This is a genomic window from Psychrobacter sp. (assembly GCF_018260395.1).
Lineage (GTDB): Bacteria > Pseudomonadota > Gammaproteobacteria > Pseudomonadales > Moraxellaceae > Psychrobacter.
Genome location: NZ_JAGLBC010000078.1, coordinates 1 through 11,585, shown reverse-complemented (window position 1 = coordinate 11,585; position 11,585 = coordinate 1). Strand labels below are relative to the sequence as shown.

Annotated in this window: 12 protein-coding genes; 6 read left to right on the top strand and 6 right to left on the bottom strand. The window is 35.7% G+C overall.

Annotated elements, in window-relative coordinates; genetic code table 11:
- Positions 1-71 precede the first annotated feature (71 nt).
- A complete protein-coding gene (locus QZ265_RS07140) occupies positions 72-893 on the top strand; it encodes a ferredoxin--NADP reductase (RefSeq protein ID WP_296404793.1) in 822 nt (273 codons plus the stop codon).
- Between the two features lie 110 nt (positions 894-1,003).
- On the opposite strand, the gene QZ265_RS07135 is transcribed toward QZ265_RS07140, so the two are convergent.
- The 5 genes from QZ265_RS07135 to QZ265_RS07115 form a co-directional block, all read right to left on the bottom strand.
- On the bottom strand, positions 1,004-1,783 hold the full coding sequence (locus QZ265_RS07135) for a hypothetical protein (protein WP_296404781.1): 780 nt from the start codon (positions 1,781-1,783) through the stop codon (positions 1,004-1,006).
- Between the two features lie 47 nt (positions 1,784-1,830).
- A complete protein-coding gene (locus QZ265_RS07130; RefSeq protein WP_296404779.1) occupies positions 1,831-2,637 on the bottom strand; it encodes a MipA/OmpV family protein in 807 nt (268 codons plus the stop codon).
- A 77-nt stretch (positions 2,638-2,714) separates the two neighbouring features.
- Positions 2,715-3,461 carry a rhomboid family intramembrane serine protease gene (locus QZ265_RS07125; protein WP_296404777.1) on the bottom strand — a complete coding sequence of 249 codons (747 nt, stop codon included), beginning with the start codon at positions 3,459-3,461 and terminating at the stop codon, positions 2,715-2,717.
- A gap of 186 nt (positions 3,462-3,647) precedes the next feature.
- On the bottom strand, positions 3,648-4,859 hold the full coding sequence (locus tag QZ265_RS07120) for an alpha-hydroxy acid oxidase (RefSeq protein WP_296404775.1): 1,212 nt from the start codon (positions 4,857-4,859) through the stop codon (positions 3,648-3,650).
- A 197-nt stretch (positions 4,860-5,056) separates the two neighbouring features.
- The gene (locus QZ265_RS07115) at positions 5,057-5,368 is read right to left on the bottom strand and encodes a glutaredoxin family protein (protein ID WP_296404772.1); all 312 of its coding nucleotides are present in this window, start codon (positions 5,366-5,368) and stop codon (positions 5,057-5,059) included.
- 236 nt (positions 5,369-5,604) lie between these two features.
- Here QZ265_RS07115 and mtgA point away from each other — a divergent pair, with 236 nt between their 5' ends.
- The 5 genes from mtgA to QZ265_RS07090 all read left to right on the top strand — a co-directional run bounded on the left by mtgA (position 5,605) and on the right by QZ265_RS07090 (position 10,128).
- Positions 5,605-6,282: a monofunctional biosynthetic peptidoglycan transglycosylase gene (mtgA, locus tag QZ265_RS07110; protein ID WP_296404771.1), complete on the top strand. Its 678-nt coding sequence runs from the start codon at positions 5,605-5,607 to the stop codon at positions 6,280-6,282.
- 246 nt (positions 6,283-6,528) lie between these two features.
- Positions 6,529-8,637 carry a polyphosphate kinase 1 gene (gene ppk1 / locus QZ265_RS07105; protein WP_296404795.1) on the top strand — a complete coding sequence of 703 codons (2,109 nt, stop codon included), beginning with the start codon at positions 6,529-6,531 and terminating at the stop codon, positions 8,635-8,637.
- Positions 8,638-8,993: 356 nt separating this feature from the next.
- On the top strand, positions 8,994-9,161 hold the full coding sequence (locus QZ265_RS07100; protein ID WP_296404769.1) for a hypothetical protein: 168 nt from the start codon (positions 8,994-8,996) through the stop codon (positions 9,159-9,161).
- A 74-nt stretch (positions 9,162-9,235) separates the two neighbouring features.
- Complete coding sequence (locus tag QZ265_RS07095) at positions 9,236-9,562, top strand: hypothetical protein (protein ID WP_296404767.1); 327 nt, start codon at positions 9,236-9,238, stop codon at positions 9,560-9,562.
- Positions 9,563-9,726: 164 nt separating this feature from the next.
- Positions 9,727-10,128, top strand: coding sequence for a hypothetical protein (locus QZ265_RS07090; RefSeq protein ID WP_296404765.1), 402 nt, complete (start codon positions 9,727-9,729; stop codon positions 10,126-10,128).
- A gap of 268 nt (positions 10,129-10,396) precedes the next feature.
- Here QZ265_RS07090 and QZ265_RS07085 read toward each other — a convergent pair whose 3' ends face one another.
- On the bottom strand, positions 10,397-11,134 hold the full coding sequence (locus QZ265_RS07085) for a tRNA-(ms[2]io[6]A)-hydroxylase (RefSeq protein WP_296404764.1): 738 nt from the start codon (positions 11,132-11,134) through the stop codon (positions 10,397-10,399).
- Positions 11,135-11,585 lie beyond the last annotated feature (451 nt).

The window sequence follows — 11,585 nt, the reverse complement described above, 5'->3', positions numbered from 1 at the left end:
AGGTCTTTTTTTCACCTGTCATTTGATATTGCACTTCATGTGTTAATCTAAGTAATTAAAAAGAATAAATTATGACCACTAATTCTGACAATATTCAAAAAGTTAAAGTATTGTCCAAAACCATTTGGACGCCAACTTTATTTAGCTTTACGGTAACTCGCCCTGAAAGTTTTAAATTTACTGCAGGACAGTTTGTCCGCTTAGGCGTTAATCCTAAACAGCTGAAATATCATATTGATAATCCAGAGTCTAATGTGATTAATGAGGTTATTTACCGTGCTTATTCTATTGTCTCATCTCCCTATGATGACAATTTAGAATTTTTCTCAATTGTTATCCCTAATGGCGCATTCACTTCACAACTTCAACATCTTGAAGTCGGTGATGAGCTGATGTTAAACACTACACCATTTGGCTTTTTGACACTCGCTCGCTATCAACAACCTTTGCCAAAAGACTTATGGTTGCTTGGCACTGGCACCGGGCTAGCCCCATTTTTATCTATGCTTCAGGATCTAAAAACATGGGAAGACTATGAGCATATTATATTGGCATACAGTGCCCGCAATCAAAATGAGTTGGCTTACGTGGATTTAATCACAACCTTAGCTGACAACTTTGGAGGCTTAGTAGACAATCCTGCTAAATTTACTTTCATACCTATTGTTACGCGTGAAAAAGTGGCTGGAGCATTAAACAGACGACTACCTGAGCTATTGCTAAGTGGAGAATTAGAACAAGTAGCTTCTGAAAAATTAAATAAAGAGCACAGCCACATTATGTTATGTGGTAATCCAGATATGGTAGAAGATACTAAAGAGACTTTAAAACAAATGGGACTGGAGATGAACCGAAGGGGTGAGGGTAATATTGCCGTTGAAAACTATTGGTAAGCAAAGATTTTCGTTGCTATAGTCATAAAAATGCCCCTTAGAGAATAAGGGGCATTTATATTTAAAATTTTGAAGTAACTATATGAAGTACAATGGCGCACATAGTCCGTTTAGTCTTCTTGACTAGGAGAGATGGCATCACCAATAGGATTGGTAGGACCTTTTAATAATTCAGGTTCATCATCTGGCGTAATAATGTCATCTTCATTAGTTTTTGCTAATAAGTCTCTTATATTAACTTTAGTTTTCAAAAGCAACTGCTCTTCTTCAACTAGGCCATAATTAACCTGAACCTTATGCAAAGTACTGATAATTTTGGTATTGCGTTTCAACCAACGATTAATATCAAGATAAATAATATTATCCTTAGGACGAGCAATATTAATTTTACTTAAAATAAAGCCTAAGGGGTCTTTTTTTAGAACACTGTGATAAAACCAAATCACAAATTTAATACCACTACGCTTTAAAAAAGAATCACAGCGTAATTTTAGTACATCAGTATTGGTCTGCTGAGCGAAAACTAAACGTTGTACATCACGATCTACCTGTACATGTACCAAGCCAAAATTACTGGCCACTTCAGCATAAATACCTGACACCTCTACGGTACAAAAAAGCCTAAACCAATCATCATGTAATTCAACTTTAATTTCTAAAATTTGACTAACATTATCAGTAACAAACTTTTTTAAAGCACTATTCACTTGATCCTGACTAACTGGCAACGAAAACTCATCATCGATAGAGTTGGCAGCTTTACTATAGACAGATTTTACCTTGCCGGTAACATAGGACCAAACTTCTGAGACACTAAACTTTGAATCATCATCAAAGTTATTATAAGCCCCAGCATTTTTAGCGCCGACAGAATGTTGAATTTGTTGCACAAATCATCCTCTTGATATGAACCAATGAAATATCGGATACGAAACTATTAAAATTGATACAGTAGTCCAAGCGTGGTTGAATATTCAACACGACTATCAACCATAAGGCTATCACGCTGTTCGTTTGATAATAAATTCACGGACTGACCCAAGAATAAGTTCCAGTCTTTATTAATACTGAAAGTGCCATTTACACTGACATAAGGGCTAACACTTGAATCAGGTTTATATGCGGCTAAACTGGTTTTGTTGGCTTCTTTTTGACTAATGCCATAATAATATTCGTTATAGTTACTATCCACCCATTCAAGCCCAGCACTAGGATAGATAGTCCATTTGCCAGGGGTCAATTTGGCAAGATAACTTAATCGTCCAACAGTACCCTTACTTTCTCCAGTAAAATCTGTTGATAACTGGGCACGAAAGCCACCTATGGGTGTCGTACGCATATAACTAGCGCCTACCAAACCTGACCATTTTCTTTTATCAAGTTTAGCCAATTCACCCTTTGCATCATCTGGATTGAAAGTGCTTCCGCCCGGCTGAACAAAGGCCAAAACCTCATTGGTGCCATCATTAACTAAATAAGTTCCCAATTGATTACCACGGGCAAAATATTTGCCGTTATCATAAAATAGGCTAGGTAGTACGCTAATATCACTACCATCCATATCATAGCCGGTGCTATCCACTCTAACATTCACCCCAAGCTGTAGACCCAATTTATCATTGTCACTAGCTGGTAGCATGGGAGTATTAGGTTGTGCTTGTGCCATATTAGATGCGAAAGTTAATATACCTAAAGATAGGGTAAATAGGGTTTTATTTAAAAATCTATGAGTAGCTATTGTCATTGGAATACTCTTTATTTAGTAGAGTTCTAATTATTAGAAATCTTAGTAGGTGTAGGGTATAACTTTGGCTGAATTAACTATAGCCCTATCAGTAGATGTAAGTCTAGCCATAACTTATAAAATATTAGCGCAATAATAGCAAAAAATAACCAGGGTAAGGCTTTAAATATAAAATTATCACTACTGACAGAGTATCGCTTGGCAAGCATAATGCCGACAGCTAAGATCGCACCGGTTACCGCACCACCGATATGTCCAGCATTGTCAATGCCAGGTACTGCAAAGCCGTATAAAAGATTAATCGCCATTATAATGGCCAAACTTTTTAATTGGGTATTTGAACCATTAGCAGTAAAATTGGGCAAGATTTTCTTTAGCAGCTCCACCATGAGCAGGGCCATACCAATGCCCATAATACCGCCTGATGCACCTGCTGAAACGCCTGGCACTCCATTATAATGAAGTATTTGCCACCATGTTATATAGCTATTTAATAAATTACCACCTACAGCCGATAACAAAAATAGCAGTAAAAATTTGACCGAACCAAAAGTTACTTCAGCTGCCTGACCGAAATAATACATGGCAAAACAGTTAAACAATAAATGCATTAAACCAATGTGCAAAAAAGCACTGCTAATCAGACGCCAAGGCTCGTTGCCTATAGTGTAAGGCAGAGCGTTGGCTCCCCATTTTAATAATGACTTTAAGCTTGGCTCATTGATATCAACGCCTGAAGCTATTTGAATGACAAATAAACCTATGAAGCTTAGAAGCAATAACAAGGTAATTGGAGCAAAGCGGGCTAAAGTAGTAATAGGCATAAATAATATGGTTCAATAGCTCAAGATGCAACTATTCTAGCATAGCTAAACATATAGTATTGCTATCTCATAGATAACTATGACACTATTATAAATCACCAAAAAAATACCAGTTTATATCAGGCTTTAAGCTTGACTTAAACTGGTATGGACTGTCATTTATCCCCTACTAAATCAAATAAAGCATTAGCCCCAGCGAATAGGTTCAACTTGAGGATTAGAAGTTTTGAGGTATTCGTATGTACCTTTGACTAAGATATCGTCAGTGACATTTTCGATATGGGTTCGCCCACAAAAAGCCATGGTGATATCGCATTCGTTATATAAAATCTCCAATGCACGCCGTACACCATCTTCTCCATAAGCGCCCAATCCATATAAAAAGGAACGTCCAATCATAGTACCTTTAGCGCCAAGGGCAATGGCTTTTAAAACATCTTGACCGGAGCGAATGCCACTGTCTAACCAGATCTCAATATTGCTGTTCTCCGCCTGTACCGCTTGTACGATTTCAGACAAGCATGCAATTGAAGACGGCGCGCCATCCAACTGACGACCACCGTGATTAGAAATTACCATAGCATCTGCACCACTTCGTGCCGCTAGAACCGCGTCTTCTGGCTCCATAATACCTTTGATAATCAACTTGCCGCCCCACATATCCTTAATCCGAGCCACATCATCCCAGCCTAAACTTGGATCAAACTGTTCAGCGGTCCAAGAAGACAAAGATGATAAGTCTCCAACGCCTTTGGCATGACCCACAATGTTGCCAAAAGTTCGGCTTTTTGCGCCTAGCATGTTAAAGCACCATTCAGGCTTGGTCATTAGATTTAAAATATTGGATAGGGTAGGTTTGGGTGGCGCTGATAATCCGTTTTTTATGTCTTTATGACGCTGCCCCAATACTTGTAGATCTGCTGTTAAGATCAGTGCTGAACAATTGGCTTGTTTGGCGCGTCGAATAAGGTTAGCCATAAAGTCTTTATCACGCATGACATATAGTTGAAACCAAAAGGGATGATTGGTGTACTCTGCCACATCTTCAATAGAACAAATACTCATGGTTGATAACGAGAAGGGAATGCCAAAGTCTTTGGCTGCTTTAGCGGCATGCATTTCTCCATTTGCCCACAGCATTCCAGTGAAGCCAGTTGGAGCAATGGCAATAGGCATAGAGACTTTTTCACCAATCATTGAGGTGGCGAGGCTACGATTGTCCATATCTACCAGTACCCTTTGACGCAATTTAATACGATCAAAGTCGGTTTCATTATTGCGATAAGTGGTCTGGGTCCATGAGCCAGAGTCTACATAGTCATAAAACATGCGGGGTACTTTACGTTCTGCTACTCGCCGCAAATCTTCAATTTCGGTTATTTTTTTTAAATCTTTCATCGGTCATCCTTAACAACGATTCATAAATAAAAATAGTGGTTTTATAAAGATAAATAGCTATCTTTATAACGATATAGTAAGTTAATTCGATAAAACTCTTTTTCATATACTGTTTGATTAAATACACAATAAGCATTAAATATTCAAATTAATAAGTTCATTTCAAGCTACTTAAACTCAAATAATAAATAACATAATTAGAGCAATTCGTTTTGATAAACACGCTGTAAATCGACAACTGAAAACGGATAATTTAGCTGCTGACTCTTAGTAATGATTACCGGAATAACAGAAGCATATTGTGCCAAGAACGCTTCATCGAAGTCTATAATATCTATTTTTTCAATAACTACTGGTGACACGCTAGAAAATAGCCTAAGCATATTTTCAGCTTCATCACACAAATGACAGCCCATAGTGCCTAATAAAAACCAAGTATTCCGATTTTCAATACAATCAAGCTTGGCTTGTTGGCTAATTAGCTGACGAGTCGAGTGAATATCAGTCAAAATGTTATCCTATTAATTTACTAGTTAACTAGTGAACCCTTCAACGGTTTATAACTATCAAATAGACTAAGCTATCAAATAGACCAAAGCCATCAAACAGTTTAACGCTATCATACTACTAAATATTGGTGTCGTAATCATAGCTAGATAAAATAGCCTTAAGAAAACACCGCTACCAGTAAGCGTCAAGTTAGTTTATCATTGTTTTATTTTAACCATAAGCCGAGTCAAAAACTATGACGGCATTTTATACTTTTTTAAAACGTGTCTTTTGGGCATTATTAATGTTGGTAGTGGCATTTTATGTCTCTGTCGCAGGACTTTTATTACTTTGGAAAAGCCAGCCTATTGATAACACTATGTTTATGTTGAGTCACCGTTTAAGTGGGGGTGAGGTAAGACAAACTTGGGTCGATTATGAAAACATTGCCAAGTCTGCTAAGCAAGCTGCTATTGTCAGCGAAGACTCGCGATTTGTAACCCATCACGGGTTTGATATGGATGGTATTGAAGCGGCGATGAAAAAGAATGAAAATTCAGGAAAGGTTGCGGCTGGCGGATCAACTATTACCCAACAATTGGCAAAAAACTTATTTTTAACCTCTCACCGATCTTATGTACGTAAAGTGCTAGAGGCTAGTATTACCGTAATGATTGAAGGTATGTGGGATAAGCAACGTATCTTAACAGCTTATCTAAACGTTGCTGAATTTGGTAATGGTATCTTTGGTATTGAGGAGGCAGCAAAACACTATTTTAATAAGCCTGCCAGTAAGCTCAATAAAAATGAGTCAGCTTTACTTATTAGTATGCTAACCAATCCTAAGTATTTTGAAAAACATATGGGAGATAATCGACTGCGTAATAAGCAACATATCGTGATGCACCGTATGAGTAATGCAGTATTACCTTAACATCTTTGTCAAAATTGGATGTTAAAATAGCTAAGAATCAAATCTATAAATAAACATCCTGTCTTAAAATTTACCATTGTATTTTATATATTCTTAATTTAAAAAAACTATAACGAAAAATAATAATGGAAAAAGGCGAATTGCATTATGACTAACATTAATTCTAAACATCAAAGTGACCCTCAAAAAGCTCAAGCTAAAGACAAGCAACAGACGGCCGTATCAACCACTGTTGATAACACTTCTATGACGGAGCTAACAACATTAGATTGGGAGCGTTATGAAGATGGGACTTATTCGCCTAACTGCTATATCAATCGTGAGTTATCATGGTTACAGTTTCATCTTAGGGTATTGGCACAAGCAACTAACCCGCGTCATCCTTTATTAGAACGTTTGTTTTTCTTAATTATCTTCTCCTCTAATATGGATGAGTTTTTTGAAATTCGCGTGGCTGGCTTGATGCAGCAATTGAATCATGGCAATCTGTCTTATGAGCCAGATAAAATGCGTCCTAACGAAGTTTTAAATAAAATATCTGAGCTAGTTCACACTGCAATAGATGAACAGTATCGTATTTTAAACGAAGAAATATTGCCTGCTTTAGAAAAAGAAGACATCCGCTATCTGAAACGTAATGAGCTTAATGATAAGCAATCACAATGGATGAAGAAGTACTTTATTGAGCAGGTTATGCCCGTATTGACCCCAATTAGTATAGATCCAGCTCATCCATTCCCACGTTTGGTCAATAAAAGTCTAAACTTTATGGTGAGCTTAGAGGGTAAAGATGCTTTCGGCCGTGATATTAATCTAGCAGTAGTACCAGCCCCACGTAGCCTGCCACGCGTGATTCGTATACCGGATGAGCTGACTGACGGTAAAGAACATCACATTATGTTATCAGCGGTCATTCATGAGCATGTTGGTAAACTGTTCCCTGGTATGAATGTCACAGGTTGTCATCAGTTCCGATTGACCCGTAATGCAGATTTAGAACTCTCTGATGATGTGGAAGATATTGCCAAAGCCTTGCAAGGAGAGTTAGACAATCGCCGTTTTGGTGACAAGGTTCGTCTTGAAGTAACGACCAATTGTCCAAAAGAAATCAGCGATTATTTGTTAGATGAATTTGGACTGCATGATAATCAGCTATATAGAGTTAATGGACCTGTTAATCTAACGCGGCTATTGTTTGACTTTGATATTCCTAAACTACGTTTCGAACCATTCTCACATGTAATTCCTAAGGCGTTTAGGCGCGAGTCATTTGATAAAGGCGAAAGCGTATTTACGGCTATTCGTCGCGCTGATGTGCTAGTGCATCATCCTTTTGAATCATTTCATCCTGTTGTAAATATGATTTGGCAGGCAGCAAATGATCCTAAAGTATTGGCTATTAAGCAGACATTGTATCGCTCTGGTAAGAACTCTGAAATTGTTAAGGCACTAGCTGCAGCAGCTAGAAATGGTAAAGAAGTAACTGCAATTATTGAGCTTCGAGCTCGATTTGATGAGGCTTCAAATATAGAAGTGGCTAACATGCTACAAGAAGCTGGGGCGGTTGTGGTCTATGGTATAGTTGGGTATAAAACTCATGCAAAACTAATGCTAATTGTGCGCCGTGAAGACAATAAAATTCGCCGTTATGTTCATTTAGGAACGGGTAATTATCATGAAGGAAATGCTAAAGCCTATACCGACTATGGCCTATTTACAGCTGATCCAGAAATATCTGAAGATGTGCATAAGATTTTTCAAGAGTTAACAGGCATGGGCAAAGCGGCTAATGTTAATAAAGTGCTTCATGCGCCATTTACTTTGCATACTAAATTGATGTCTTTCATCGAGGATGAGATTGCAAATGCCAAAGCGGGTAAAAAAGCACATATCATTGTGAAATGTAACGCACTAACAGAACGAAAATTAATAGATAAGTTGTATGACGCTTCTCAAGCGGGTGTAAAAATTGAACTGATTTTACGCTCAATGAGTTGTATCCGTCCTCAAGTTAAAGGCTTATCTGAGAACATTACTGTCCGCTCAGTGATAGGTCGTTTTTTAGAGCATACTCGAGTTTATTACTTCTATAATGGCGGTAATGAGCGGTTGTATTGTGGTAGCGCTGACTGGATGAGTCGTAACTTATTTCATAGGGTGGAGGTCGCTTTTCCTGTAGAAGATCCAAATTTATTCAAGCGAGTATATCAAGATGGTCTTATTAGCTATCTAAAGGATAATGTTCAAGCATGGCAATTAAAAGGCGATGGCACTTGGCATGCTATTCAACCTAAAGCAGGCGAAGCACCTTTTATTGCTCAAGATTATCTATTACAAAAGATCATTAACGTCTAGGTTTACGTTGAAGATTAAACGTTATTGCAACTAAATATTTAATTATTTAACGTTATAATACTTTAGAATTTGTTTATAACAGATTTGAGATAGCATAATTTGTAATTAATAAAAGCAACTTTGATTAACAAAGTTGCTTTTTTTTCAACATAAGTAAACACAAAGCTACGTGTTTCTAATAGTCAGTTATAGATCTTTGGTTATATTATATTATCAACTAATTTTTTTCTAACTATGCCGATTCTATTACAAGAGTATGTCAAACTTATCAAAAAAAATTTTAGTTAAGAAAACCATAAAGCTTAATATACATAAAGCTAAATATATTAGCTGAATAAATGAAAAAGGATATGATTATGAATAATAGCAACAATAAAACAGATATTGAAAAAGCTTTAGATGAAGTTAGTCCTAGTGAAGTCAATAAAAATCTCAAATCAAATGATTTGGATTCTAAACCTGAGCCTTTATCAGATGAAGAACAAACCCCTTTTATTGATGATGAACTACGTACTGATAAGTAGTCTTATTTTAAAAAACGAATTGATATTTTGATAATTGGTTACCTTTAAACTGTTAAATAACTAAAGAGAATATTATGTCTATTAATCAAACCATAAAAGTAGTAGATGATAGAATTAATGATTTAGATGAAGAGCGTATAGTAAAAGAGGAACGTACTTCAGAAGTTGACATTTCTGAAGCACCTTCTATAGACCAAACCGCTAAGACTTCGGATAAAGGTGATTTAGAAGCTGGAAGCTATGAAGGCACTAAACATGAGCCTGATATTAGTGGTCCACAGCAAAAGTCACAAGAAACAGATGATGTATATGTAGATACTCGTGATCAAGATAGTGGTTTGCCTCCAGCTGGTAAAAATGTTGGCGAGTTAAATGCTTTTGATTTAGGAAGACATGATTAAGATTAACTTTGTTCAGCTGTTATATTTTGATGTATTAAATATTTATAATTCATTTATATATTAGATAATATGGATTATTAATTAAAACTTGCTCTTATTTTACCTGCTCTTATTTTAGCAGTATTCCTAATAATAAAAATTCAACATAAATCAAGGGTATTACTATGCAAACTAAAGATCCTAATCTATCTAAAACGCGGATTGATAATTCCTCAACTGAGACTGTCTCTGATACTACTGATACCAATAATACAGTTAATACTACTGATACAAATAAGATTAATGAATTTGATGCTAAAGAAAGTAAGTTTGAAGATAATCCAGAACACAAAGGCACTGAGACCTTAAAAGATAATTATATAGCAAGTGAGCATGTTAAGCCTGGAGACAATCCTGCTCGCCAACCAGACAGAAGAGACCATGAAGGTGGTACACCATTTGACGATAATATCAATGAAGACACTACAGGAACTGACAAGCCTCAAAGTGACGAAATAACTGATTATAATAGATATGCTACTATCGATAATGCTCAAACTCGTGTTTTAAATGAAGATTTGAAATAATCTTTATAACTTACATTAAAGTTATTCTCGTTTATTATTCAAATTTTATACGGTTCAATAGCTTGATATACTTTCTTTGTTTTAGCATCTACTTTATTGTTTTAAAGCCTACTTTATAAAGTAGGCTTTTTTATAGCTAAATTTTTGATTGAATAATTGTAAGCTTAATAAGTTAATCATTCAATATCCTATAAAGATATCTAATGCATTCAAAGTTAGAACTAAATATCTTTAATAAACTTGATCAGACTTAATTAGTTCAAATAATTTACATAGCTTCAGGCACACCACTATGAAACCTTAACTCTTTATCAGGGGAAGTGATTAATTCAGCTTCAATCTGCCTAAAAAATTCAATACGCTCATCAATATTTATAGTCTCTTCATCTTTATTAATACTGCTATTTTTCGTTTTAAATAAGGTATCAATATCTACATCTAACGTTTGATTCGGCTCTAGTGAACGTGCAAGAGTAAGGTAGTCTTCGTAATGACGGCTTTCAGATTTTAAAAGATAGCGGTAATACCTTGCCAAACGCTCATCATCTATCACTTCACTTAAAGCGGCAAAACGTTCACAAGACCGAGCTTCAATAAAAGCTCCAATAATTAATATATCGATCATAGCTGCAGGTTCGTAAGTACGTTTATGTTGAAGCATGCCTTTAGCATAACGGCTGGCTGTCAAGTGCTGCCATTTTTGACCACATTCCTCCATAATACCCACCACTTGCTCATAATGAAGCATCTCTTCACGAATTAGTTGAGCCAATTTTAATTGCAAGTCTTGATGGAATTCATAACGGAATATTAGGTTCATCGCGGTTCCTGCCGCTTTCTTCTCACAATTGGCATGATCTTGAATGAGAAGTGGCAGATTATTAACTGCTTGATCAAGCCAAGCCTTAGGCGTAGGTACACTTAAAAACTCATAGATATGGGAAATGTCTGTTTTAGTGGGAGAAGTTACAGTGTTATTGCTATCGTTCAAAAGATTGTCATTCATGATTTAGGCTCAGTGGTACTTTTGTTAAAAATAATGATTTTGGCTTTAAATAAGAATATTGTTTAGGAATAAGGTCTAAATAAGTAATAACGGCTTAATTAGAAATTTGAACTAATGATATAAACTTAAAGTATAAATATTAAATAAATGAGAATAAGCTTTAATCTCCAAAAAATATTTTAAGCTAATTAATCTTTATCAGTCATTAGAATTTGCTCATATTATAAAGCTTTAAGATCTTCAAAAAATAAAGATTAAATGTTAGCAATCCATAAACAAAAATAGATACTAGTTGGGATAATAAAATCTACTAAAAAATTCCTTAACTATTATCGAGTTTAAATAATTTTCAACATGCAAATCATTGATTTAAAAATATTAACTACTACTATCATTACAGTAAAGTTTAAACATTTATTTAGAAAATGGGCGTTTCTTGTTTATTTTTATC

Excerpts from the sequence above, each read along its gene's own strand:
- QZ265_RS07140 (WP_296404793.1), top strand. The coding sequence starts at position 72 with ATGACCACTAATTCTGACAATATTCAAAAAGTTAAAGTATTGTCCAAA.
- QZ265_RS07130 (WP_296404779.1), bottom strand. The coding sequence starts at position 2,637 with ATGACAATAGCTACTCATAGATTTTTAAATAAAACCCTATTTACCCTA.
- QZ265_RS07125 (WP_296404777.1), bottom strand. The coding sequence starts at position 3,461 with ATGCCTATTACTACTTTAGCCCGCTTTGCTCCAATTACCTTGTTATTG.
- QZ265_RS07120 (WP_296404775.1), bottom strand. The coding sequence starts at position 4,859 with ATGAAAGATTTAAAAAAAATAACCGAAATTGAAGATTTGCGGCGAGTA.
- mtgA (WP_296404771.1), top strand. The coding sequence starts at position 5,605 with ATGACGGCATTTTATACTTTTTTAAAACGTGTCTTTTGGGCATTATTA.
- ppk1 (WP_296404795.1), top strand. The coding sequence starts at position 6,529 with ATGACGGAGCTAACAACATTAGATTGGGAGCGTTATGAAGATGGGACT.
- QZ265_RS07100 (WP_296404769.1), top strand. The coding sequence starts at position 8,994 with ATGAATAATAGCAACAATAAAACAGATATTGAAAAAGCTTTAGATGAA.
- QZ265_RS07095 (WP_296404767.1), top strand. The coding sequence starts at position 9,236 with ATGTCTATTAATCAAACCATAAAAGTAGTAGATGATAGAATTAATGAT.
- QZ265_RS07090 (WP_296404765.1), top strand. The coding sequence starts at position 9,727 with ATGCAAACTAAAGATCCTAATCTATCTAAAACGCGGATTGATAATTCC.
- QZ265_RS07085 (WP_296404764.1), bottom strand. The coding sequence starts at position 11,134 with ATGAATGACAATCTTTTGAACGATAGCAATAACACTGTAACTTCTCCC.